25 protein-coding genes are annotated in these 24202 nt (G+C 69.5%); 12 read left to right on the forward strand and 13 right to left on the reverse strand.

Annotation, left to right across the window (positions count from 1 at the left end):
* Positions 1–132 precede the first annotated feature (132 nt).
* The 7 genes from mnmA to ACIRG5_RS18790 form a co-directional block, all read right to left on the reverse strand.
* Positions 133–1215, reverse strand: a complete 1083-nt coding sequence (gene mnmA, locus ACIRG5_RS18760) for a tRNA 2-thiouridine(34) synthase MnmA (protein ID WP_319977699.1) — start codon at positions 1213–1215, stop codon at positions 133–135.
* Entirely contained in the window at positions 1212–2381 is a 1170-nt protein-coding gene (locus tag ACIRG5_RS18765) for a cysteine desulfurase family protein (RefSeq protein WP_402906073.1), read from the reverse strand. Before ACIRG5_RS18765 ends, mnmA begins: the two co-directional genes overlap by 4 nt.
* Positions 2381–3724, reverse strand: coding sequence for an MFS transporter (locus ACIRG5_RS18770; RefSeq protein WP_402906075.1), 1344 nt, complete (start codon positions 3722–3724; stop codon positions 2381–2383). Before ACIRG5_RS18770 ends, ACIRG5_RS18765 begins: the two co-directional genes overlap by 1 nt.
* The gene (locus tag ACIRG5_RS18775) at positions 3681–4553 is read right to left on the reverse strand and encodes a lysophospholipid acyltransferase family protein (RefSeq protein ID WP_402906077.1); all 873 of its coding nucleotides are present in this window, start codon (positions 4551–4553) and stop codon (positions 3681–3683) included. The genes ACIRG5_RS18770 and ACIRG5_RS18775 overlap by 44 nt, the downstream gene beginning before the upstream one ends.
* Positions 4550–5323: a GNAT family N-acetyltransferase gene (locus ACIRG5_RS18780; protein ID WP_402906079.1), complete on the reverse strand. Its 774-nt coding sequence runs from the start codon at positions 5321–5323 to the stop codon at positions 4550–4552. Before ACIRG5_RS18780 ends, ACIRG5_RS18775 begins: the two co-directional genes overlap by 4 nt.
* Positions 5324–5467: 144 nt before the next feature.
* Positions 5468–6421, reverse strand: coding sequence for an electron transfer flavoprotein subunit alpha/FixB family protein (locus ACIRG5_RS18785; RefSeq protein ID WP_402906081.1), 954 nt, complete (start codon positions 6419–6421; stop codon positions 5468–5470).
* Positions 6422–6434: 13 nt separating this feature from the next.
* Positions 6435–7217, reverse strand: a complete 783-nt coding sequence (locus ACIRG5_RS18790) for an electron transfer flavoprotein subunit beta/FixA family protein (RefSeq protein ID WP_319977706.1) — start codon at positions 7215–7217, stop codon at positions 6435–6437.
* Between the two features lie 217 nt (positions 7218–7434).
* On the opposite strand from ACIRG5_RS18790, the gene ACIRG5_RS18795 reads away from it, so the two are divergent.
* Positions 7435–8277: a DegV family protein gene (locus ACIRG5_RS18795; protein ID WP_319977707.1), complete on the forward strand. Its 843-nt coding sequence runs from the start codon at positions 7435–7437 to the stop codon at positions 8275–8277.
* Between the two features lie 64 nt (positions 8278–8341).
* Positions 8342–8494 carry a hypothetical protein gene (locus ACIRG5_RS18800; RefSeq protein WP_177320432.1) on the forward strand — a complete coding sequence of 51 codons (153 nt, stop codon included), beginning with the start codon at positions 8342–8344 and terminating at the stop codon, positions 8492–8494.
* Here ACIRG5_RS18800 and ACIRG5_RS18805 read toward each other — a convergent pair.
* The 4 genes from ACIRG5_RS18805 to ACIRG5_RS18820 all read right to left on the reverse strand — a co-directional run bounded on the left by ACIRG5_RS18805 (position 8491) and on the right by ACIRG5_RS18820 (position 11646).
* On the reverse strand, positions 8491–9297 hold the full coding sequence (locus ACIRG5_RS18805) for an isocitrate lyase/phosphoenolpyruvate mutase family protein (RefSeq protein WP_402906084.1): 807 nt from the start codon (positions 9295–9297) through the stop codon (positions 8491–8493). The two genes, ACIRG5_RS18800 and ACIRG5_RS18805, sit on opposite strands and share 4 nt — an antisense overlap.
* A 107-nt stretch (positions 9298–9404) precedes the next feature.
* Positions 9405–10133, reverse strand: coding sequence for a hypothetical protein (locus tag ACIRG5_RS18810; RefSeq protein WP_402906086.1), 729 nt, complete (start codon positions 10131–10133; stop codon positions 9405–9407).
* A gap of 11 nt (positions 10134–10144) precedes the next feature.
* A complete protein-coding gene (locus ACIRG5_RS18815) occupies positions 10145–10699 on the reverse strand; it encodes a hypothetical protein (RefSeq protein WP_402906088.1) in 555 nt (184 codons plus the stop codon).
* On the reverse strand, positions 10696–11646 hold the full coding sequence (locus ACIRG5_RS18820) for a hypothetical protein (RefSeq protein WP_402906090.1): 951 nt from the start codon (positions 11644–11646) through the stop codon (positions 10696–10698). Before ACIRG5_RS18820 ends, ACIRG5_RS18815 begins: the two co-directional genes overlap by 4 nt.
* A gap of 315 nt (positions 11647–11961) precedes the next feature.
* On the opposite strand from ACIRG5_RS18820, the gene ACIRG5_RS18825 reads away from it, so the two are divergent.
* On the forward strand, positions 11962–12804 hold the full coding sequence (locus ACIRG5_RS18825) for a DegV family protein (RefSeq protein ID WP_402906092.1): 843 nt from the start codon (positions 11962–11964) through the stop codon (positions 12802–12804).
* Here the strand turns inward: ACIRG5_RS18825 and ACIRG5_RS18830 are convergent, their stop codons facing one another.
* A complete protein-coding gene (locus ACIRG5_RS18830; protein WP_402906094.1) occupies positions 12805–13440 on the reverse strand; it encodes a TetR/AcrR family transcriptional regulator in 636 nt (211 codons plus the stop codon).
* A 122-nt stretch (positions 13441–13562) separates the two neighbouring features.
* Here ACIRG5_RS18830 and ACIRG5_RS18835 point away from each other — a divergent pair, with 122 nt between their 5' ends.
* From ACIRG5_RS18835 to ACIRG5_RS18860, 6 genes are read left to right on the forward strand one after another with little or no spacing between them, the layout of a single operon-like run.
* Positions 13563–14201: an SRPBCC family protein gene (locus ACIRG5_RS18835; protein ID WP_402906096.1), complete on the forward strand. Its 639-nt coding sequence runs from the start codon at positions 13563–13565 to the stop codon at positions 14199–14201.
* A 34-nt stretch (positions 14202–14235) separates the two neighbouring features.
* Complete coding sequence (locus ACIRG5_RS18840) at positions 14236–14583, forward strand: hypothetical protein (protein WP_402906098.1); 348 nt, start codon at positions 14236–14238, stop codon at positions 14581–14583.
* Between the two features lie 10 nt (positions 14584–14593).
* The gene (locus ACIRG5_RS18845; protein WP_402906099.1) at positions 14594–15322 is read left to right on the forward strand and encodes a class I SAM-dependent methyltransferase; all 729 of its coding nucleotides are present in this window, start codon (positions 14594–14596) and stop codon (positions 15320–15322) included.
* Positions 15319–16794, forward strand: a complete 1476-nt coding sequence (locus ACIRG5_RS18850) for a 1,4-alpha-glucan branching protein domain-containing protein (RefSeq protein ID WP_402906101.1) — start codon at positions 15319–15321, stop codon at positions 16792–16794. The genes ACIRG5_RS18845 and ACIRG5_RS18850 overlap by 4 nt, the downstream gene beginning before the upstream one ends.
* Positions 16795–16798: 4 nt before the next feature.
* Positions 16799–18046 (forward strand): glycosyltransferase family 4 protein, encoded by a 1248-nt coding sequence (locus ACIRG5_RS18855; RefSeq protein WP_402906103.1) that lies wholly within the window; start codon positions 16799–16801, stop codon positions 18044–18046.
* Positions 18047–18094: 48 nt separating this feature from the next.
* Complete coding sequence (locus tag ACIRG5_RS18860; RefSeq protein WP_402906105.1) at positions 18095–18871, forward strand: SGNH/GDSL hydrolase family protein; 777 nt, start codon at positions 18095–18097, stop codon at positions 18869–18871.
* A 4-nt stretch (positions 18872–18875) separates the two neighbouring features.
* On the opposite strand, the gene ACIRG5_RS18865 is transcribed toward ACIRG5_RS18860, so the two are convergent.
* Positions 18876–19619, reverse strand: a complete 744-nt coding sequence (locus tag ACIRG5_RS18865) for an acyltransferase (protein WP_402906107.1) — start codon at positions 19617–19619, stop codon at positions 18876–18878.
* An 81-nt stretch (positions 19620–19700) separates the two neighbouring features.
* Between ACIRG5_RS18865 and ACIRG5_RS18870 the strand changes: the two genes are divergently transcribed.
* From ACIRG5_RS18870 to ACIRG5_RS18880, 3 genes are read left to right on the forward strand one after another with little or no spacing between them, the layout of a single operon-like run.
* Positions 19701–19976 (forward strand): hypothetical protein, encoded by a 276-nt coding sequence (locus ACIRG5_RS18870; protein ID WP_402906109.1) that lies wholly within the window; start codon positions 19701–19703, stop codon positions 19974–19976.
* A 4-nt stretch (positions 19977–19980) separates the two neighbouring features.
* Positions 19981–20835, forward strand: a complete 855-nt coding sequence (locus ACIRG5_RS18875; RefSeq protein ID WP_402906111.1) for a nucleoside hydrolase — start codon at positions 19981–19983, stop codon at positions 20833–20835.
* 58 nt (positions 20836–20893) lie between these two features.
* Positions 20894–24151: a GH92 family glycosyl hydrolase gene (locus tag ACIRG5_RS18880; RefSeq protein ID WP_402906113.1), complete on the forward strand. Its 3258-nt coding sequence runs from the start codon at positions 20894–20896 to the stop codon at positions 24149–24151.
* Positions 24152–24202: the final 51 nt, after the last annotated feature.

A 24202-nucleotide genomic window follows, 5' to 3' on the forward strand; every position in this document is an offset into this window, starting at 1 on the left:
GGTCCGCGGGGCTGACGAAGCACCGGAACGCGCTGCGAGCACGCGTAGCGAGGTCCTGCGTGTCGGCGAACGCCGTGTCGATGAACGTCACGCAGCGAACGCTAGATCCGCTTTCCCAGCCCTACAAGCGAATTAGCTGGTCGCGTCGATCGTCGCGCTGGCCAGCACGATGTCGCCAGCCGCGTCCTCGCGGTAGATCGCGACGGCCTGACCGGGCGCCACGCCCTTCAACGGCTCCCGCAACTGCACCCGCAGCACGCCGTCGACCAGCTCGGCGACGGCCGGAGCCGTGCCACCGTGCGCGCGCACCTGCGCGACGCACTCGACGGGTCCGTCCAGCTCGACGTGCGAGACCGGCGACGAAGCGGAAATCCCGGTCACCGCGAGCTTTTCGACCGCGCCGACCCGCACGTTCCCGGAGACGGGCTCCAGCGCCAGCACGTACCGCGGCCGGCCGTCGGCGGCGGGACCGTCGATCCCGAGGCCCTTGCGCTGCCCGACGGTGAACTCGTGCACGCCCGCGTGCCGGCCCAGCACCGCGCCGGTCGCGTCGTCGATCAGCAGGCCCGGCTTGGTCTCCATGCGGCCCGCCAGGAACTTCTGCGTGTCGCCGTCCGGGATGAAGCAGATGTCGTGGCTGTCCGGCTTCTTCGCGACGGAAAGCCCGCGCGACGCCGCCTCGACGCGCACGTCGTCCTTCTGCGTGTCCCCCAACGGGAACATCGCGTGCGCGAGCTGGTCCGCGGTCAGCGACGCCAGCACGTACGACTGGTCCTTGCCCATGTCGGCGGAACGGCGCAGCTCGGGACGGCCGTCGACCATCTCCAGGCGCGCGTAGTGGCCGGTGCAGACGGCGTCGAAGCCGAGGGCGATCGCCTTGTCCAGCAACGCCTCGAACTTGATCCGCTCGTTGCAGCGCAGGCACGGGTTCGGCGTGCGGCCCGCCGCGTACTCCGCGACGAAGTCCTCCACGACCTCTTCGGTGAAGCGCTCGGCGAAGTCCCAGACGTAGAACGGGATGCCCATCAGGTCCGCGGCACGGCGGGCGTCGTGGGCGTCTTCGATCGTGCAGCAGCCGCGTGCGCCCGTGCGCAGGGTGCCGGGCTTCGCCGACAACGCCAGGTGCACGCCCGTCACGTCGTGTCCCGCTTCGACGGCGCGTGCCGCCGCCACCGCGGAATCGACACCACCGCTCATCGCCGCGAGGACCTTCACTGCTTGACCACCTTCCGAGACCGCCTCATACCTGCCAGGCCCGCCGTGCGGGCCCTCTCCACCACCGGTCCGATGACCGACACCAGCTTCTCAACGTCCGCTCGCGTCGACGTATGCCCGAGCGAGAACCTCAGCGATCCGCGCGCCAACGCCGGTTCGACGCCCATCGCGAGCAGCACGTGGCTCGGTTGCGCGACGCCGGCTGTGCACGCGGAGCCCGTCGAGCACTCGACGCCGCGCGCGTCGAGCAGCATCAGCAGGCTGTCGCCCTCGCAGCCGGGGAACGTCAGGTGCGCGTTGCCGGGCAGCCGGTCCGCCGGGTCGCCGTTCACGATCACGTCCGGCACGACCGCGCGCACCGACGCGATCAGTTCGTCCCGCAACGCCGCGATCTCGACGGCGCGGGAAGCCTGTTCCTCCACCGAGATCCGCACCGCGCGCGCCAGGCCGACGATCGACGGCACGTCGAGGGTGCCGGACCGGACGTCGCGCTCCTGGCCGCCGCCGTGCATCAACGGAGTGCACTTCACGTCTCGTGCGAGCAGCAGCACGCCGATGCCGTAGGGCCCGCCGACCTTGTGGCCGGTCATGGTCAGCGCGGAGGCACCGGAAGCGGCGAAATCGACCGGGACCGCGCCCACGGCCTGCACCGCGTCCGTGTGGAACGGCACACCGCGTGCGGCGCACACGGCGGCGATGTCGTGCACGGGGTTGATGGTGCCGACCTCGTTGTTCGCCCACATCGTGGTGACGAGCGCGACGTCGTCGTCCAGCGCCTCGGCGACCGACTCCGGGGAAACCCGCCCGAAGCGGTCGGTGGGCAGCCAGGTGACCTCGGCGCCCTGCTGCTCAAGCCACTCGACGGCGTCCAGCACGGCGTGGTGTTCCACGGCCGATGCCAGCACACGGCGACGGCCGCTCGCCCAGTAGATGCCCTTGACCGCGAGGTTGTCGCTCTCCGTGCCGCCGCCGGTGAACAGCACCTCGGACGGCCGGGCGCCCAGGGCGTCGGCGATGTTCTCGCGGGCCTCTTCGATCGCCCGCCGCGCCCGCCTGCCGGAGGTGTGCAGCGACGAGGCGTTGCCCGTGGTGGACAACGCCTCGGTCATGGCCGCGACCGCCTGCGGGTGCATGGGGGTCGTGGCCGCGTGGTCGAGATAAGCCATCAGGTCTCAAGGGTAGCCCGCATGCGGGGCCCGGTCAGAATCGCTCCCACCACCGCCAACGCCGCCATCGACAGGTTGAGCACCACCACGCCCGCGGTCGGCGCCGTCGCCACGACGAGCACACCGCCGAGTCCGATCATGGTCGCGGAGAAGAGCATGTCGCAGATCTGCAGCGCGGCCGAGTTGAAACCCCGGTCGGCCTCGGGTGATGCGGCCATCATCAGCACACCGACGCTCGACGTGGCCATGCCCATGCCGGCGCCCGCCACGGCCCACAGGACCGGTGTGAGGAAGGCCGGACCCCATGTCGGTGCGATGAGCGTCACGGCTCCGATACCGGTCGCGACGAACAGGAACCCGACGCGAACCAGCGTGTGGCGCTCGATCTCGGGGTGCCTCGACGCCCACATCGACGCGCTGGCCCAGCCGAGCGCGCTCAGCGTCAGCGGAATCCCCGCCTCCAGGGGCGAGTAGCCGTGCACGACGGAGAGCGTCAGCGGGATGAAGCCCTCGACCGCGAAGAACGTGCCCGCGAGCAGACCGCGCGCGAGGATCGTGACGGGGAGGCCGCGGCGGGCGACGAGCGTGCCCTTGGGCAGCAGGATGCGCAGTGCGGGCGCGAGCAGCAGCAACGCCACGGCGATCAGCCACCACGTGCGGTGCTGCAGGCCCCAGCTCAGCCCGGCCACGCCGAGACCGACGGCGACCGCGGCGAGCGGCAGGTACTTGCGCGTCGGCGGAGCCTCGGTGTGCGGCGGCAGCTTCCGCAGCACCGGAACGAGCAGCACGCTGCCGACCAGCACCAGCGGGATGATCGCGAGGAACACCCACCGCCAGCTCAGGTGTTCGGTCGCCCAGCCCGCGACGGCCGGCCCCACCAGCGACGGGATCACCCAGGCCGCGGACAGCGCGCCGAACACGGCGGGCCGGGTGTCCTCGGGGTAGGCGACCGCGATCAGCACGTAGACCGCGACGATGAGGAATCCCGCGCCGAAGCCCTGCAGCACCCGGCCGGCGAGCAACACCGTCATGGTCTCGGCGATGCCCGCGACCACGAGCCCGGCGAGGAACAGCACCACGCCGATCAGGACGGCGGGCTTGGGTCCGCGGCGGTCCGAGAGCCGTCCGGAGAAGACCGTCGCGATGACGCTCGCCGCCAGGTTCGCGAGGAACGGCCACGCGTACAGCGCCTCGCCGTGCAGCTCGCGGACCATGGTGGGCATCGCCGTGCCGACACCCATCGCCTCGAACGCGAGGAGGGTGACCAGCAGGAGAATGCCCGTCGTGGGCCAGCGGCGTTCAGGCGACCAGAGGCGTGATGGTTCGCGCGCGGTGAGAGTCACCTGTAGATGGTGCAATCTCCAGTTCGGTCGAGGTCAAGCGGTTTGATTGCTCTTCGGCAAGTTTCGCCAGCTCCCGGCGGGTTCCGGCGCGTCCGGGAGCGATCTCGTCCAGCACGTGGACCTCGACGACCAGATCGCGGGCCTTGAGCACCCGGCGGATCGAGTCGACCAGGGTGTCGCTGCCGACGAACGCCGGCTGCGTCGTCAGGTGGCCGCCGATCCGGTAGCGCAGCACGATCGGCCGCACCGGCACACCGGCGTCGAGCGCGGCCTGGAACAGCGCCGGCTTGTAGTGCCCGGACGCGAGCCCGCACCACGTCGTGCCCTCGGCGTGGATGGCGACCGCGCTGCCGTTGCGCAGGGTGGTGGCCAGTTCGTTCACGGTCCGCGGCAGGTCGCGCAGCTTCTCGCGGTCGAGGTAGACCGTGCCCACCGCCGTGATGATCGGGCCGAGCACGGGCCAGCTCTTGATGTCCTTCTTCGCCACGATCTTGACCGGCTGCACCGAGTCGATCGCGAGCTCGTCGAGCCACGACACGTGGTTGCTCGCGACGAGCACGCCGCGCTTCGGGATCTCCTGGAACTTCCTGGCGCCGTGGACCTCCAGCCTCACGCCGAACGCCCGCAGGATGGCGTGGAACCACAGCCGGACGACGCTTTCGCGCTGCTTGCCCGGCAGGAGCAACGCCAGGGCGATCCACGCGCCGCACAGGATCGCGGTGACGGCCGTGACGGCCCGCCAGACCTGCCTGAGCTTGGCGACTTCCCGCGGTGTGCTGCCGACGCACCCGTCACCGCACGGCGACGCAGGCATCCAGGCGTGGCTCATGACGTCTCCCCCAGGAAGAACTTCAGGTAGCGCTGATCCACGTGGTCCATGCCGAGCAGGATGAAGAGGTCGGCGACGCCGAAGTCCGCGTCGAGCGCTGGCCGTCCGCAGATCTTGGCGCCGAGCCGCAGGTAGCCCTTGAGCAGCGGCGGCAGCACGGTCTTGTCCGGCCGTGCGATCGCGTCGACGTCCCACGGGTTGTGCGGCGTGACCCGGTACTGCTCGGGCGCGTAGTGCTTGGCGTGCACCGTGTCCCACACCCCGGCCGCGAGGCTGCCACCGTCCTGCAGCGGAATCGACGCGCACCCGACGAGCCACTTGTGGCCGCTGAGCAGCATGTACCGCGCGATGCCCGCCCACACGAGGCTGACGACGGCGCCGTTGCGGTGGTCGGGGTGCACGCACGAACGGCCGGTCTCGACCGTGGAGCTGCGGATGTCGTTCAGGTTGGTCAGGTCGAACTCGCCGTCGCCGTACAGCCGCCCGGCTTCCCTGGCGCGCTCCGGCGGCAGCATCCGGTACCCGCCGACGATCTCGCCGGTGCGGTCGTCGCGCACCACGAGGTGGTCGCAGTACTCGTCGAACTCGTCGACGTCGTGGCCGGGCACGCCGGTGTGCAGCGTCGCCCCCATCTCACCGGCGAACACCTCGTAGCGCAGTCTCTGCGCGGCGACGACCTCCGCGCTGTCACGGGCGACGAGGAGGGAGTAGCGGGGAGCGTCCGCGCCCTGCTGGGCGGGGGTGCTGACAAGCAGTTCCGGCTGCGTCATGCGCACCAGGGTGAAGCCGGGTTGGCTAATCGCAGCAGGTCAGAACGATGTCCGGTCAGTGGCAGTCGGGTTAACCCGAGGTAGTGCCGTGAACGCCAAAGGGCCGCCCCGTGAACGGGACGGCCCTTTCATGAGCTGGAGTGCTCAGCCCTTGCGCTTCTTGACCTCTTCGGTCAGCTGCGGCGCGACGTTGAACAGGTCGCCCACGACACCGAAGTCGGCGATCTCGAAGATCGGGGCCTCGGGGTCCTTGTTGACCGCGACGATCGTCTTCGAGGTCTGCATGCCCGCGCGGTGCTGGATGGCACCGGAGATGCCCAGCGCCACGTACAGCTGCGGCGAGACCGTCTTGCCGGTCTGGCCCACCTGGAACTGGTGCGGGTAGTAGCCGGAGTCGACGGCGGCGCGCGAGGCACCGACGGCGGCGCCCAGCGAGTCCGCGAGCTCCTCGACGGTCGAGAACTTCTCGGCCGAGCCGACGCCCCGGCCACCGGAGACGACGACCGAGGCCTCGGTCAGCTCCGGGCGGTCGCCGCCGGTGATGGCCTCGCGCGAGGTCACGCGGGCGGACTTGGCGGTGTCCACGGAGATCGAGACCGACTCGTCCAGCACGGCGTCCGCGGCGGACTCCTCGGCCTCGACGCCGCCGGGGCGGACGGTGATGACCGGGGTGCCGGTGCCGACCTTGGACTTGACGACGAACGCGCCACCGAAGATGGACTGCACGCCGGTGCCGTCCGCCTCGATGTCGACGACGTCCACGAGCAGGCCGGAGCCGAGGCGCACGGCGAGACGGCCCGCGACCTCCTTGCCCTCGACCGTCGCGGAGACGAGCACCGCGGACGCGTTCGGGGCGAGAGCGGCCAGCGCGTCGACCTTGGGGGTCACCAGGAAGCCGGCGGCGTCGTCGGACTCGACGGCGTAGACCTTGGCGGCGCCGTACTTGCCCAGCGACTCGCGGATCTTCGACGCGGTGCCGGGTGCGCCCACGACCACCGCGGCCGGGGTGCCCAGGCGACCGGCGGCCGTCAGCAGCTCGTAGCTGACCTTCTTGACCTCGCCGTCGACGTGGTCGACCAGAACCAGAACTTCAGACATGATTTCCCCTCCCTCAGATGAGCTTCTGGCCGACGAGGAACTCGGCGATCTTGGATCCGCCGTCGCCACCGTCCTCGACGCGCTGACCCGCGCTGCGCGGCGGCTTGGGGGCCGCCTCCAGCACCTGGGTCCACGCGCCGGACAGGCCGACCTCGGACGCGTCGAAGCCGAGGTCCGCCACCGAAAGCGTGGAGACGGGCTTCTTCTTCGCGGCCATGATGCCCTTGAAGGACGGGTAACGCGGCTCGTTGATCTTCTCGGTCACGGAGACCACGGCCGGGAGCGACGCCTCGAGGAACGCGACGCCCTCGTCGGTCTCGCGCTCGCCCTTGATCGTCGTGCCCTCGACCGTGACCTTGCGCAGCTGGGTGACCTGCGGCAGGCCGAGCAGCTCGGCGAGGATGGCCGGGACAGCGCCCGCGCGGCCGTCGGTCGCCTCGTTGCCCGCGATGACCAGGTCGACGTTCTCGACCGTGCCGATCGCCTTCGCGAGGACCTTCGCCGTCGCCAGCACGTCCGAGCCGTGCAACGCCTCGTCGCTCACGTGGATCGCCTTGTCGGCACCCATCGACAGCGCCTTGCGAATGGCGTCGGTAGCGCGGTCGGGACCCATCGCGATCACGGTCACCTCGCCACCGTGGGCCTCCTGCAGCAGCAGGGCCTCTTCGACGGCGCGCTCGTTGATCTCGTCGAGCACGGCATCCGCGGATTCGCGGTCAAGGGTGTGGTCGGCGTCGGTGAGCTTGCGCTCGGACCAGGTGTCAGGCACCTGCTTGACCAGGACAACAATGTTCATAGGTCCTCTTCGACCTCCTGCGGACGGGCGGCGACGCTTGCGCGGAGGACTCTAGGGACTGCGCCGCCGAGTGTTCACGACCCTGCCATCAAACCGGATGTTACCCGCCAGTAGCACCCCTGCAAACGCCAGCAAGCACCCCGCAAGCGTGATGGTTCTCACCCGGTCGCGCCACCTTTTGAGACGTAACCCATTCGGGGGTCTAGGCTGCGCTGACATGTACCGGCGAGTAGCTATCGTGACCGACTCCACGGCCTGTCTCCCGGCGCAGCTGACTGATCGACTCGGCATCGAAGTGGTGCAGATTCAGGTGCGAATCGGCGACCACACCGACGACGAGTCCCGCATCCCGGTCCCGGACCTGGTTTCGGCCATGCGTTCGAACGTGCCCGTCGCGACGATTCCCCCCGATCCGGGCGCGTTCTTCTGGACGTACAACGAACTGGCCGCGTCGGGCGTTCGCTCGATCGTGTCCGTGCACGTGTCGAGCCGCCAGTCCGCGACCGTGGAAGCAGCCAGGGAAGCCGCCGCCAAGGTCCGCGTGCCCGTGCACGTCGTCGACACCCACACCTGCGGGATGAGCATCGGCTACGCGGTCCAGGCCGCCGCGAAGGTGGCGGAGGCGGGTGGCAACGTGGAGAAAGTGCTCGCGACCGCCCAGCGGCGCTTCGACAGATCCACCGAGCTGATCTACGTCGACACGCTCGAGTACCTGCGCCGCGGCGGCCGGATCGGCGCCGCCGCCGCACTGGTCGGCGGCGTGCTGTCGATGAAGCCGCTGCTGACGATGGCCGACGGCCAGATCACGCCGCTCGACAAGGTGATCGGCGCCGACCGCGCGCTCAACCGGATGCTGGACATCGCGATCAAGCGCGCGGGCACCGACACCGTGGACGTGGCCGTCGAACACTTCGACGCCCCGGAGAAGGCGGCCCGCCTGCTGCGCAAGCTCCGGACCGGCGTGCCCAACGTCCGCCAGTTCATGTTGACGCAGGTCAGCTCGGCCATCGGCGCCCACGTGGGCCCCGGCGCGCTGGGCATCACAGTTTCGCCGGTATGACCCTCGGGAACTCCGGGTGCTGTTCCGTCCGTTGAAGTGGACGTAACGGACACCTGGAGGACCGATGGCCGGTTTCATGGACAAGATCACCAGGTTCCTGCGCAGTCCGCAGGGCCACAAGCTCCAAGCCAAGGCACGGCAGATGGCTCAGGACCCGCGCAAGCGCGCGCAGGCCGAGCAGCTGCTGCGCAAGCTCCGCGGCGGCAAGAAGCACTAGCCCCTGAAGAGCGCGTTCAGCTCGCCGTAGCCCAGCCCCTCTTCGGTGCTGTCGTACGTGCCCTTCGACAGCAGCTCTTCGGCCGCCTTCCTGGCCGTCGCGTAAGCCGCTGACGCCAGCGCGGTGCCGACGCTGATCCTGGCAGCGCCCGCGGTCCCCAGCTCGTGGACCGCGGGTGCACCAGGACCCGCCAGCACGTTGAGCGGCGCGTCGATCTTCCCGGCCAGTTCCCCGACGGTGGCGAGGTCGGTCACGCCCGGCACGAAGATGCCGCTCGCCCCCGCCTCCAGATAAGCCTTCGCGCGGTCCAGCGTGTGCTGAAGACGGTCCTGCGGCTCACCGACGCCGCGCAGGTACACGTCGATCCTCGCGTTGATGTAGAGGTCCGGCGCCGCCTCGCGTGCCGCCTTCAGCCGCTCCTGCTGCTCCGGCACGTCGCGGAGTCCCGCGCCGTGGGCGTCCTCGATGTTGACGCCGGACGCGCCCGCCTCGGCGACGGCTCTCGCCGTCTCGCCGACCTCCTTCGCGTCCTTGCCGAAGCCGGACTCGATGTCCGCGGTCACCGGCACCCTGACCGCCTTCGCGATCCTGGCGACGAGGTCGATGGCCAGATCGCGGTCGATCGCGTCACCGTCCGGGGCACCGAGACTCCACGCCACGCCGGCGCTCGTGGTGGCGACGGCCTTGGCCCCGGCCGCCTCGACGATCAGGGCCGAGGCGACGTCCCAGGCGTTGGGGAGGGCGAGCGGACCGGACCGGTGGAGGGCGTGGAAGAGCTTCGTGCGATCAGCGGCGGAAGTCATGATCGATTGATATCAGCAGGCACCGACATTTTTCCGGCGAGTTTCGGACATGAACCGACGACGTTCCGACACAGCCCTCACTCGGGTGCCGCGCTCGGTTGCCGCGCTCAGTTGCTGCCCGCCTTGCGGCGCACCTCTTCGAACGTCCGGAGGTAGCGCTGGCGGAAGTCCTCGCGCTCCACCCACGTCGTGTGCTCGGCGGGCTGGGGTGAGGCGGGCGGGGGCAGCGCGGTCTGCACCGCGGGCGGCGGGGCGGGCTCCGGTTCGGCTTCGGGCTCGGGTTCCGGCTGGGGTTCCTCGACCAGTTCCGCGACAGGCTCCTCGGCGACCACCTGGGCGACCGCTTCGACGGCCTCGGGACTGTCGGTGCTCGGCGCTACGGTTGATTCGGGGGCTTCGAAATTCCCCACGGGGGGATCGAGGTCCCCATCCCGATCATATCCAGCGGCACCGACAGTTTCGGGCACGGCGACAGCGTCGGGCTCCGGTCCGGCGACCACTTCGGCGACAGGCTCCGGTTCCGCGACAGGCTCCGGTTCGGCGACCGACTCCGCGACCGGCTCGGCCAGCGACGCGAGCGCCGGTCCGAGCCGCGGCTCCAACTGCCGCAGTCCCATCACCGGATTGCGGTGAATCGGCCTCGTGTCGTACTCGTCGTCCACCGGCTCGACGGTCACGGGCTTCTCCACCCACGTCCGCTCGGCCGGCGCCTCCGACGGCGAGGAAACGTCCGGAGCCGAGTCCTCGCGGCGCCGCACCAGCACGTACATGAGGGCTGCCCCCAACGTGAAGGACAGCACGCACAGTCCGAAGACGATCCCGACTGCCCCTGCCATTGCGAAGGCTCCTAGTTGACGAGGACGTCGATCTGAGGTCCGAAGTCCGAGGGCGGGCCCCACACGGGGTCCACGATCACGCGAGTGGTGATCTCGCTGTCCACCCCTTGCTCGGCCAGGTACTGCCGCAGCAGGCCGGCCCTCTCCATCGCGAGCACGTCACAGCGGTGCGACGCCGTCTCGCCGTTCCACGCGTGCGCCACCAACGTCACCGAGCCGGTGACGTTGCGCAGCACACTGGCCAGAGAACGCCGCACGTCCTCACCGCGGCCCACCAACGACGCGGTGCCCGGTGCGAACGTGATGCCCTTGACCGCGTGCGACGTGAACAGGTTCCGCACCGCCTCCTGCGCCACCGCCGCGGGCAGCGTCACGGGCGCGGGAGGCTCCATCCGCAGCGGCGCGACGAAGTCGGCGACCGGCACCGGGCCCGCGAGAACGGCAGGCACGGCGGGCGACGACGACAGCGCCGTCTCCAGCTCGTCGCCGTACACGGAGAAACCGAACACCGTGACCGACGCGGGCACCATCAACGCGCCGACGAGCAACGGAACCCAGCGCTTCATGACGCGGCCACCTGTTCGGGAATGTGGAGCGGGGTGACGCGATCGGCGGCCACCGACAGGGCGGCGCGGGCGGCGGACAGCTGCGAGTGGACGACCCGCTTCAGCTCGTGCAGTTCGTCGGTCCGGTCGGCGACCTCGGCCAGGCGGCGCTGGGCTTCGCGGCACGCCACCTTCACCATGAACTCCGAACGTGCCCGCGCCAGCGCCTCCTGCTCCTGCAGGTGCTGCGCGGCCTCGTTGCGGCGCCGGGTCATCGTGAGTTCGAAGAACTGCTGGGCCTTCTCGCGCTTGCGTTCGGAGTCGGCCTCCAGCGAGTTGCACTGCAGAGCGGTCTCCCGCAGCAGCATGTCCGCGTCGGCCTGCGCCTGGGCGACGGCCTCGGTGCACTCGCGCTCCACCTCGTCGGCGCGCTGGCGGTGCTGGGCCTCGAGGTCGGTGCAGCGGCGTTCCATCTCCAGCTCGCGGCGTTCCATGGCGGCGGCGCGGGTGGCGCAGTCCTGGCGCGAGGCGTAGAGCTCGGACTCGGCCTCGGCGCGCATGGCCGCGGATTCGCGTTCGGCGTCGGCGCGCAGCTCGGCGACCTCGACGTCGGTGCGCGCACGGAGATCGGCGCACTCGCGTTCGGCCTGCAGGTGCATCTCCGCCGTCTCGTCCTCAGCGAGGCGGAGCATGCGGTGCATCCGTTCGGTGGCGCTCGCGTGCGTACCCGAAGTGGATTCGAGGCGCTCGATCCTGGCGCGCGCCTCCTCCAGGTCCTGCCGCGTCATTTCCAGCAGCTTGCGCAGATCGGCCGCCTGCGCCAGCGCCTCGGCCCGATCGAGGCTCGTGAAGCGCAGCTGCTCCTCGAGATTCTCGATGTGGTCGATGACCTGACGTCGATGAAAACCTCGGTAGACAACGTCGAAACCGGCGTGCAGCGGAACTAGTTCCTGCTCTTTTGCACCCATGGTCACCTACTCACTCAACCGGGCTGAAGATTGTGCGAGCTTACCCACGGGCGGTGACCCCAACCAGCGTCGACAATGGACGGACGGAGTTGATGTAACACGTGGAATAAGCCGTCCTTACTGGGCAAACGCGACATCTGTAGATCAACACCAAACGGCTCGCAGTCACCCGATTGTGTCAAGCAGGGCTCCTTTTCGAGGTGTTCACTCCGCGCGTTCGCCGTGCACGGAAAGCGACCGTCAAGGTCGAGATCACACGAATTGCCTTCCATCGGTCGTGGCTACTTCGATCACGCTTCGTTAGCCTTCTCGTTCGTGTCCTCACGAGTAGCCGTCGTCACCGACTCGACCGCGTCGCTTCCGGCCCGTCTGGCGGACCGGTTCAACATCATCACGGTCCCGATGCAGCTCAAGATCGGGTCGGAACTGATCGACGAGGCGTACGTGCCGACCGACAGGCTGCTGCAGGCGATGGAGGCGCAGATCCCGATCACGACGCAGCCGCCGGCGCCGGACGCGTTCTTCTGGGCCTACCAGGACGCGTGGGCGAAGGGCGCGGAGACGATCATCTCGGTGCACGTGACGCCGAAGCTCTCCCCCGCGACGGACGCGGCGAAGGTGGCCGCGGCCAAGTCGCGCGTGCCGGTGTTCATCGTGGACTCGCACTCGTCGGGCATGACGCTCGGGTTCGCCGCGCTCGCGGCCGCGCGGATCGTGCAGAGCGGCGGCAACGTCCAGAACGCGCGCGGTGTCGCCGAGCAGCGCGGCCGGGACGCCAACGTGCTGATCTACGTCGACACGCTGCACTACCTGCGCCAGGCGGGCAGGGTGAGCGCGGCGGCGAAGCTCTTCGGTGACGCGCTCTCGGTGAAGCCGCTGCTCACGGTCGTGAACGGCGAGGTGGAGCCGTTCGACAAGGTCGTCGGCCGCGACCGGGCGCTGGCGAAACTCGCGGACAAGGCGGTGGCGCTCGCCTACGGACGCAACGTGGACCTCGCGGTCGAGCACTTCGCGGCCGAGAAGGAGGGCCACGAGCTGCTCGGGATGCTGCAGAAGCGGATCCCACACGCCCGCGACGTCGTCCTGACGCAGGTCAGCGCGGCGATCGGCGCGAACGTGGGGCCGGGAGCGCTGGCCGTCACCGTCTCGCCGTTCTGATCAGAGTTCGGCCACTTCCTCCGCGAGGAGCAGCCCCGGATCGAACCCGAGCGGCGCGAGGTGGCCGGCGAGCTCCAGTGAGAGCACGCCCTGCAGGCGCGTCCAGAAGGCCAGCGCGCGGTGCACCGTCGGCGACGACGCGGGCAGCGCGCCCGCCCATCCCCGGCTCATCCCCAGGACGACGTCGAACGGGGTCTTCGGCTCCTCGTCCGGCTCTCCCGCGCAGACCTCCAGCAACACCGTCAGGATCTCGTCCGAGATCGCGGTGACGTCGTCGGGCGCGTGATAGCCGGGCACGGGCGTGCCGTAGATGAGCAGATAGCGCTGCGGGTCGCTCAGGGCCCACTCCCTGATGACCGCGGCGAGGGCCACCGCGGTGGTGCCGGCCGCGTGGGCGGCGCGGACGGTGTCGGCGAGGCTGCGGTAGGCGTCCCGGATGAGCGCGGTGATCAACTCGTCGCGACCGGCGAAGTACCGGTACAGCGCGGGCCCGCTCATGCCCATCTCCTTGGCGATGGCGTTGAGCGACAACGCCGTCACCCCGGCCGTGGCGATCTGGTCCCACGCGTGCCGCTTGACCTCGTCACGAACCTGGGCCCGGTAGCGCTCTCGGGGGTTCCCTGCCGGCTCCGTCATGGTTAGACCCTCTCACATTCGTTATTGACAGTCACGCAGACTTCAGCTTAGCTTCTGCATGTCACAAGAGTTAGAGCATCTAACTACCGCGACTGCCGCTAACGAACTGAAGGAGAAGTCACATGACCCGCACGCGCATCGCCCTGACCGCCCTCTCGCTCAGCGCCGGACTGCTCGCCATCACCGCGTGCCAGAGCGCGCCGTCCAGCGCTCCCGCCCCGAGCAGCAGCGCAGCCCCGACGGGTTCGGTGACCTGCGAGGGCCAGGGCATCAACCCCGCCGCCCAGCTGCACCACCGGACCGAGACCCGCATCAACGCGCCGCTGAGCACGGTCTGGAAGGTGCAGACCGAGGTGGAGGGCTGGCCCGCCTGGCAGAAGGCCGTCACCACCGCGAAGCGGCTGGATCAGGGCGAGCTGAAGGCGGGTTCGAAGTTCGAGTGGACGACCCCGGCACCCGCGACGCCGACGACGCCCGCCACCACGCTGAACATCACCTCGACCGTTCTCGGCGTGAAGACCGGCGAGTGCGTGCGCTGGAGCGGGCCCGCCGTCGGCGAGGGCCTGGGCATCGACGAGGGCGTCCACGTCTGGACCTTCACCGAGGTCGACGGCGGCGTCCTGGTCCGCACCGAGGAGAGCTGGACCGGCGCCCAGGTGGAGGCCGACCCGGCCACGGCCATCAAGCTCCTCGGCCCCGGCCTCGACTTCTGGCTGGCCGACCTCAAGGCCGCGGCCGAAGCCCGTCCCGCCCAGAACTGACGTTCAGACCCCCGCAACCCAGAAGGAGAAGATCATGTCCACCAGCACCCGCGCCGCCGTCCACCCGTCGAAGTCCGTCCTCGTCGCGGCCTGGGCCGTGCCCGTCATGGTGATCGGCAAGTTCGGCCTGCTCTCCGGGATCCCGATCGCCGTCGTGCTCGTCGCGAGTCTGCGCAAGGGCCGCCCCCAGGCCCTGCGCTGGTGGTCAGGAGCTCTCACGCTGGCCTACGCCACCCCGTTGACGATGTGGCTGGCCGGGCCGAGTCAGGCGCCCAGCCTGTCCAAGTACATGGACTCCACGACGACGGCGGCACTCGCCGCGGCGGGCATCGCGACCGCCATCGCGCACCAGGTAGTTCGCAGGCGGTCTACTGGCAAGTAACCTGGCGGGCGTGACCCTCCCCCTGACCGGCGAACGCACCGTGCCCGGTATCGCGGAAGAGAATTACTGGTTCAGGCGCCATGAGGCCGCATATCTCCACCTCATCGGCCACTGTGCGGACGCCGTCGTGCTGGAGGCGGGCTGCGGCGAGGGCTACGGCGCCCAGCTGATCCGCACGGTCGCGCGCCGGGTGATCGCGCTCGACTACGACGAGCTGACGTCGCAGCACGTGTCGCGCGCGTACCCGCAGCTCAACGTGCTCCGCGGGAACCTGGCGGCGCTGCCGTTGCGCGACGGGAGCGTCGACGTCGTGGCGAACCTGCAGGTCATCGAGCACCTGTGGGACCAGGAGGGGTTCCTGGCGGAATGCCTGCGGGTGCTGCGTCCAGGTGGGAGGCTCATCGTGACGACGCCGAACAGGCTGACGTTCTCGCCCGGCCAGGACACGCCGCTGAACCCGTTCCACACCAGGGAACTCGCACCGTCCGAACTGGACGAGATGCTGCGCGAGGCTGGTTTCCGCGTTGACGAACTGACGGGACTGCGTCACGGACAGAGGCTTGACACGCTCCTGAACGGACAGATCATCAACGCACAGGTCGAAGTCGCGCTGTCCGGTGCGCCGTGGCCGGTCGAGCTCAAGGAGGCTGTGGAGTCGGTGACGGTGGAGGACTTCGACATCACCCCTGACGACATGGACGGCTGCCTCGATCTCGTGGCCGTGGCGGTGCGTCCGTGACGTCGAGCAACACGTCCAAGGCTTCCGAGGGCACGTTCTGCCTCGTCCTGCACAGCCATCTGCCGTGGCTCGCCCACCACGGCGCGTGGCCGGTCGGCGAGGAGTGGCTCTACCAGGCGTGGGCGCACTCGTACCTGCCCATCGTGGACATGCTGCGCCGCTTCGCCGACGAGGGCCGTTCCGACGTCCTGACGCTCGGCGTCACCCCGATCCTGGCCGCGCAACTGGACGATCCGTACTGCCTGCGCGGCATGCACGACTGGCTCGGCAACTGGCACCTGCGCTCGCACTTCGCCGGGGAACGGCTGCCAGAACTGTCGGCGTACGAGCACCGCGCGTCCTCCTGGGCACTGGACCGGTTCGAAAGCCAGTGGCGGCACGGGTTCTCGCCCGTCCTGAGGTCCCTTGTGGACTCTTCGACGATCGAGCTGCTCGGCGGGCCCGCCACGCATCCCTTCCAGCCGTTGCTGGATCCGCAGGTGCGGGCCTTCGCGCTGCGAACCGGTCTGGACGACACCGCGTTGCGCGTCGGCCGTGCGCCGGAAGGGATCTGGGCGCCGGAGTGCGGTTACTCGCCCGGCATGGAGGCGGGGTACGCGGCGGCGGGCGTGCGGCGGTTCATGGTCGACGGACCCGCGCTGCACGGCGACACGTCGGCCGCGCATCCGGTCGGTTCGTCCGACGTGCTGGCGTTCGGGCGTGATCTGGAGGTCTCGTACCGCGTCTGGTCGCCGAAGGTCGGCTATCCGGGCGATGCCGCGTACCGGGATTTTCACACCTACGATCACCCGACGGGCCTCAAGCCGTCGCGGGTGACGGGCAAGAACGTGGCGCCGGAGGACAAGCGGCCGTACGACCCGTTGCTGGCGCGCGAGGCTCTCGACAGGCACGTCGCCGACTTCGTGGAGACGGTCGTGCGGCGGTTGCGCGCGATCGACGGCGGTCTCGTCGTGGCGGCCTACGACACCGAGCTGTACGGGCATTGGTGGCACGAGGGTCCGTTGTGGCTGGAAGCCGTGCTACGCGCGCTGCCGGAAGCGGGCGTGCGCGTGACGACGTTGCGTGGCGCCGTTGAGGCCGGGCACGTGGGCGCTCCGGTCGAGCTGCCGGCGTCGTCGTGGGGCAGCGGCAAGGACTGGCGCGTGTGGGACGGCGCTCAGGTGTCGGACATCGTGTCGTTGAACGAGTCGGTGCAGAAGGAACTGCTGGGGCTGGACTTCTCCTCCGACGTGCGGAATCCGGTGCTGGACCAGGCGGTGCGCGAGGCGCTGCTGGCGTTGTCGAGCGACTGGGCGTTCATGGTCACCAAGGACTCGGCCGCCGACTACGCCCGTTACCGCGCGAAGATTCACAGCGATCGTTTCAGCGAGCTCGCGGCGTTGACCCGAAACGGTCGTGGACAGGCGAGAGCAACGGAGCTCCGCGCGGCAGACGGCCCGTTCGGGCACCTGGACGCGCGAGGAATGGGGTAGCGGGATGCGCGTGCTGATGTTGTCGTGGGAGTACCCGCCGGTGGTGGTCGGCGGGCTGGGCAGGCACGTCCACGCGCTCGCGACACAGTTGGCCGCGCAGGGGCACGACGTCGTCGTGCTGTGCCGTCAACCTTCGGGCACCGATGCGATCACGCATCCCACCGTGGACGTGGTGAGCGAGGGCGTGCGTCTGGTCCGCGTCGCCGAGGACCCGGCGCACTTCGTGTTCGAGAAGGACCTGTTGGCGTGGACACTCGCGATGGGTCACGCGATGACGCGCGCTGGGCTGGCGTTGGACTCGTGGCGTCCCGACGTCGTGCACGCGCACGACTGGTTGGTCGCGCACCCGGCCGTGGCGCTCGCCGAGGCGTTCGGCGTGCCATTGGTGGCGACGATCCACGCGACCGAGGCCGGTCGGCACTCGGGCTGGCTGTCGCACTCGCTGAACCAGCAGGTGCACTCGGTGGAGTGGTGGCTGGCGAACCGCGCCGACTCGCTGATCACCTGCTCGTCGGCGATGCGCGGCGAGGTCGCGCATCTGTTCGAAGTGGACACCGCTGACGTTTCCGTGCTGCACAACGGCATCGAGCCGGGCGGCTGGAAGGTGCGGGCGAAGGACGTCGGCGCTGCCCGGCGCACGTACTCGCCGCACGGTGATCCGCTGCTGCTGTTCTTCGGCCGGATCGAGTGGGAGAAGGGCATCCAGGACCTGATCGCCGCCCTCCCCCGGATCCGCCGTGTCCACCGGGGCACGCGCGTGGTCGTCGCCGGTGGCGGTTCGCAGACGGAGTGGTTGCAGGACCAGGCGCGCAAGCACCGCGTGCTGCGGGCCGTGGAGTTCGTCGGCCATCTGTCGGACAGGTCTTTGGCGGCGTTGCTCACCGCGGCCGACGCCGTCGTGCTGCCCTCCCGTTACGAACCTTTCGGCATCGTGGCCCTGGAAGCGGCGGCCGCCGGAACGCCTCTGGTCGCGTCGACCGCCGGCGGACTCGGCGAGGTCGTGCTGGACGGGGTGACGGGCCTGTCGTTCACCCCCGGTGACGTGGACGGACTCACGCGCGCCGTGCGTGACGTGCTGTCCGATCCCGCCTCAGCCGCCTCCCGTGCCCGCGCCGCGAAGGCTCGTCTGGTCTCCGACTTCAACTGGGCCACGATCGCCACCGACACGGCTTCGGTCTACGCCAAGGCTTTGGTGCGCGAACCACGCGTCCTGGGCCGCCCCAAGATCGCGACGGGCAATCTGTTCACCTAGGTCAGCTACAGTCGCCGGTCCCGTTAACAAAAGGTGACCGAGGACTGAATGAAATACCAACGCTTCGTGGCGCTCGGGGACAGCTGCACCGAGGGCTTGGACGACCTGCTTCCCGACGGCCGCTACCGGGGCTGGGCGGACCGGGTCGCGTCCGCACTGGACGCGCCGGGCTTCCGCTACGCCAACCTCGGCGTGCGCGGCCGCCGTCTCGACCAGATGCTGGTGGAGCAGGTCCCGTCCGCGGCGGCGTTGGAGCCCGACCTGGTCGTGCTCTTCGGCGGCGGCAACGACGTGATGTCCAACGCGACTCTGGACCAGATCGCTGAGCGGGCAGACGCGATGGTGCGCGCCGTGACGTCGTTCGCGCCGACCGTCGCCGTCTTCACTTTGAGCGACATCTCGCACCGCATGCCGTTCGGCCGGCGCATGCGTCCGCGCATCGAGACCTTGAACTCCGCCATGCGCACCGCGGCGTCCCGCTACGGCGCTGTGCTGGTCGACGTGGAGGCCGACGAGTGCGTGCACGACTCACGCTACTTCGGCCCGGACCGCCTGCACCTGTCGTCGTTGGGGCACAGGCGGTTGGCCGGCCACGTGCTGTCGGCGTTGGAGATCCCGTTCGACGAGTCCTGGCTGATGCCGCTGGAGGGCACGGCCGCGAGCGCTTCCGTTCTCGATCACTGGCGGTGGCTGCGCGACCAGGTGCTGCCCGTCGCCTACACGCGGACGCGGAACAAGCTCATCGGGCGGCAGCCTGGGGACGGCTTCACCCCGAAGCGCCCGGAGCTCGTGCCGCTGACCTGGCAGCGACACGCAACTCGCTGACCCGTCAGGCCTCCGCTCGCTTGGCCAAGGCGTCCTTGGCCTTGCGGGCCATGTCCGCGATGTCCGCCCGCCGCTGTGCATCAGCCTCGTAGTCGGCCCGCCGATCCCGCACCACCCGGGCCGGCATCCCGACCGCGATCTTGAAGTCCGGCACGTCCCCGCGCACCACGGCATGCGCGCCGAGCACGCACCCGCGGCCGACACGAGTGCCGCGCAGCACGGTCACCTTGGCGCCGAGCCAGCAGTCAGGCCCGATGCGCACCGGCGACTTCACGATGCCCTGGTCCTTGATCGGCAGCGTGATGTCCTCGACCTTGTGGTCGAAGTCGCAGATGTAGACCCAGTCCGCGACCAGCGAGGACGCGCCGATCTCGATGTCGAGGTAGCAGTTGACCGTGTTGTCCTTGCCGAACACGACCTTGTCGCCGATGCGCAGCGACCCCTCGTGGCACCGGATGGCGTTGCCGTCGCCGATGTGCACCCAGCGCCCGATCTCCAGGCGGCCGAAGCCGGGGCGGGCCATGACCTCGACGCGCTTGCCGAAGAACACCATGCCGCGCAGCACCACGTGCGGGTTGAGCAGGCGGAACTTCAGCAGCCGCCAGTACCGCACGATGTACCAGGGGGTGTAGGCGCGGTGGCGCAGGACCCAGCGCAGGGAGGCCATCGTGAGGAACCGGGCCTGCTGCGGGTCCCGGCGCGACCTGGCCCAGCGCGTCCACACCGGAGCGCCCCACATGGAAGTCATGGACGAAGACTCTAACTTCGGGCTGCGGGCGGCGCGGAAACGGTTCTAGGGTGTCGTGACCACGGCGAACAGAGGTGCGGCATGTGGGCGGTCGTAGGGGTGTGGGAGCTCAGCACGGAAATGCACGACGAGTGGCGGGCGCAGGTGCCCTTGATGGCGTCGAGCAAGGTCGGGCTACCGGGGTTCGCGCACGGGACGTGGACGCAGGACGGCCATGCGATCCAGGTGTACGACAACGAGGCCGATGCGCGCCGCTACCACGCGGACATGCTGGAGAAGGGCTACCTCGAACGGCCGGGCCTGCGGAACGTCGTGTGGGACGTGGCCGAGGTCGGCGCCGAGTCTCAGGCACCCTAGAGGCATGATTCACCCTCTCATCATCGACACCGACCCCGGCGTCGACGACGCGTTCGCGATCGCGCTCGCGGCCCGCAGTCCCGAGGTCGACCTCGTCGGCCTCACGACGGTGTTCGGCAACGTCGGGCTCGACCTCACCACCCGCAACGCCCTGCGTCTGCTCGCTCACCTCGGCCGCACCGACGTGCCCGTGGTGCGGGGGTTCGAGGGGCCGGGCGGCGCGGCGGACGTGCACGGTGAGGACGGGCTCGGCGGGCAGGCGCTCACGTTGCCGGAGAACCCGAAGGGGCTGCACGGGGAGGATCCCGTGCGGTTCTTCGCCGACAACCTCACCCAGGACACCGTGGTCGCCGCGATCGGGCCGCTCACCAACATCGCCCACGCGCTCGACGCCGGCATCGAGTTCCCGCGGCTGATCGTCATGGGCGGCGGGCTCGGCCTCGGCAACATGACCGCGCGCGCCGAGTTCAACTTCTGGGCGGACGCCAAGGCCGCGCGGACGGTCATCCGCAAGGGCAACCCGATCGTCGTGCCGCTCAACCTGACGCAGCGGTGCATCGCCGACACCGAGTTCCTCGCGAACGTCGACCCCGTGCTGAGCAACCTCACCGGCACCTACCGGGCCTACCTCGCGAGGCACTCCGAGCAGAACATGTCCGGGCGCGAGGAGGGCATCCTGATCCACGACGCCGTCGCCGTGGCGGAGGCGATCGTGCCCGGCACCCTGCGCCTGAAGACGCACGGCCTCGACATCGACGACGAGGGTGCGCTCGTCGGGGGAAAGCACCAGGTAGAGGTCGCGGAGGACTGCGATTGGCCCGCGCTGAGGGCCTTCATGGAGCAGCGCTTGTCCGTTTGACGACAACTTCACGTCGCTGTCTGGGGTTGGGCGGGCACGGAAAGTAGGGTCCGCGACCATGCAGCGAAGAGTCCTCACGACAGCTGCGGTAGCGGTGGCCATGACGTTCGGAGTGGTCCCTGCCTCCGCTCAGCCCCAGATCCAGGTGGTGCCGGATCCGGCAGCACACGTGAACCCGTTCATCGGCACGACCAACCTCGGGAACACCTTTCCCGGCGCGGTCGTGCCGTTCGGCATGTTCTCCTTCAGCCCGGAGGCCAGTCGCGGCAACACCCTGCGCGCCGCGGCTCCCGGCGGATACCGGTACGACGCCACGAAGATCCGCGGCTTCAGCCTCACCCACATGTCCGGGACCGGCTGCGCGGGCGGAAGTGGTGACATCCCGATCTTCCCGCACGTCGGGGCCGTCACCACGTCGCCGACCACGGACGCGACCGACGCCGTCTACGCCAGCGAGTTCGCGCACGCGGACGAGGTGGCCAAGCCCGGCCGCTACGACGTGACGCTGAAGTCCGGCGCGAAGGCCGAGCTGTCCGCCACCGAACGCACCGGTGCCGCGCGGTTCAGCTTCCCCGCCGACAAGCCGGCGACGGTGCTGATCAACACCTCCAAGTCGCAGGTCGGCTCGTCGGACGCCCAGACGGTGGTCGACAAGGACAAGCGGACGATCACCGGCAGCGTGACCAGCGGAAACTTCTGCGGCTACATCAACCAGGTCGGCCGCCGCAGCTACTACACGCTGCACTTCGTGGCGGAGTTCGACCAGGAGTTCACCGAGGTCGGCACGTACCAGGACAACGTTGTCACGGCCGGAAGCACGTCCTCCAAGGGCGGCACGACCTACGGGACGAACGGCTGGCCGGTGCTGGGCAAGGGGTCCGGCGCCTACCTAGGCTTCGCGCCCGGTTCGCAGGTCGGCGTCAAGGTCGGCATCTCCTACGTCAGCCTGGACAACGCGAAGGCGAACCTCAAGGCCGAGAACAAGGGCCAGTCCATTGAGGACATGAGGGACAACGCGTACATCGCGTGGCAGAAGCAGCTCAAGCGCATCGAGGTCGGCGGCGGCTCCGATGACGAGCGGACGAAGTTCTACACGGCGCTGTACCACTCCCTGCTGCACCCCAACCTGTTCAGCGACGTCAACGGCGAGTACGCCGGGTTCGACGGCAAGACCCACAAGATCGACAAGAGACGGCAGAAAGCCCAGTACGGCACGTTCTCCGGCTGGGACATCTACCGATCCCAACTGCAGCTGCTCACCATGCTCGAACCGCAGATCGGCTCGGACATCGCGCAGTCGCTGCTCAACCAGTCCGAGCAGAACAACGGCGTGTGGGACCGCTGGACGCACAACGGCGGCGGCACGCACGTGATGAACGGCGACCCGGCGCCGATCGCGCTGGCGGCCATCTCGGCGTTCGGCGGCGACGGGTACGACGTCAAGGCGTCGCTGAAGTCGTTGGTGAAGGCCGCGACCGTGCCCACGCCGCTGGATCTGAGCAAGGACGGCTGGGCCGTGATGTCGGTCGGGCAGCGGCCGTCGCTCGACAAGTACCTGCAGAACAAGTACATGCCGTCCGTGTCGAACGCGTGGGGTGGCGCGGCGGAGACGCTGGAGATCTCCGCGGCGGACTTCGCGATCAGCCAGCTCGCCGAACGCACGGGCGACAAGAAGGTCGCGAAGACGTTCGCCGAACGCGCGCAGTGGTGGCAGAACAACTTCGACCCGGTCGCCGACAGCACCGGCGGCTACATCCGCAACCGCAACGCCGACGGCACGTGGGTCAAGGACTTCACGCCGGACACCGGCAACGGGTTCGTGGAGGGCAGCAGCGCCCAGTACACGTGGATGGTCACGCACAACGTCGCCGGGCTCGTCGACTCGCTGGGCGGCCGTGAGCGCGCCAACAAGCGGCTGGACGACTTCTTCCACAACGCCGACGGCAGCTGGGCTCTCACGGGTCGCGGTGGTGCGAAGTCCGAACTGGACAACGAGCCGTCCGTGAACGTGCCGTGGCTCTACAACTACACGGGCCAGCCCGCCAAGGCGCAGGAGACGTTGCGCGAGACGATCGGCACGCTGTGGAAGAACGCCCCCGGCGGCATTCCCGGCAACGACGACCTCGGCGCGATGTCGTCGTGGTTCGTGTTCACCGCGATGGGCATCTACCCGCAGGTGCCTTCGCGCGCCGAGCTGGTGCTGAGCAGCCCGCTGTTCACGTCGGTGAAGATCAACCGCGGTGGCGGCAAGGACATCACGATCAACGCTCCTCAGGCCAACGCCGCCACGAAGTACGTGCAGTCGTTGAAGGTCAACGGCAAGGCGTCCTCGAAGACCTGGCTGCCCGAGTCGCTCGTGCAGCGCGGCGGCAAGCTGGACTTCGTGCTGGGCAAGGCACCTTCCGCGTGGGGCACCGGCGCAACGGACGCCCCGCCGTCGTTCCGCGACGGCGAGAAGCCGATCAAGCACGACCAGCCGTACTTCCTGACCGTCGAACCGCGGCAGCTCGTGGTCGAGCCCGGCAAGTCGGTCACGGCGAAGGTCAACTCGGTCAAGCTCTACGACGGCGATCCGAAGGCGACCTACACGATCACCGGCCCGGAGACGCTGAAGTTCACGCCCACCACCGGTGCCGTGCCCTCGGAGTTCACGGTCACGGCCGAAACCGGTACGGCACAAGGCTTCTACGACATCACCGTGACGGTGACCGTCGAGGGCGCGGCCAAGCCGGTCGTGCTGCCGCAGACGGTGAAGGTCGCGCCGGCGGGCAGCATGCTCGCCGCCGTGAACAACGTGGGCGCCTCCGCCGACGCTGACGGCGAGGGCGACTTCGACGGCGGCGGCTACAGCTACTCGCGCGAAGCACTGGCCACGGCCGGTCTTGCGCCGGGCGGCACGAGCACCGTCGACGGCCTCACGTTCACGTGGCCGTCGTCGCCTCCCGGCCGTCCCGACAACGCGACCGCCAGGAAGCAAACGCTTGCCCTGTCCGGAACCAAGCTCGCCTTCGTCGGCTCCGCGGCCAACGGAGCGCGAACGAAGGCGGCCACGGTGACGTTCACGGACGGCACCACGGCGTCGGTGGACATCGGCTTCAGCGACTGGACGCTGGGCGGCGGCGGGGCGGCACCGAGCTTCGGCAACGTGATCGTCGCGAACACGCCGTACCGCAACACGCTGGGCGGCGGGAACGAGAAGGTCGCCACGCACATCTTCGCGACGAAGACGTACGTGGCTCCGGAAGGCAAAACGCTGGCGAGCGTCGTGCTGCCGGATGACGGCGACATGCACATCTTCGCGGTGGCACTGGGTTAGTCCATCCCGGTGGGTGCGGCTCGGTTCACCGGCCCGGCCGCACCCGCCGAG

This window comes from Lentzea sp. NPDC102401, assembly GCF_044765805.1.
GTDB lineage: Bacteria > Actinomycetota > Actinomycetes > Mycobacteriales > Pseudonocardiaceae > Lentzea > Lentzea sokolovensis.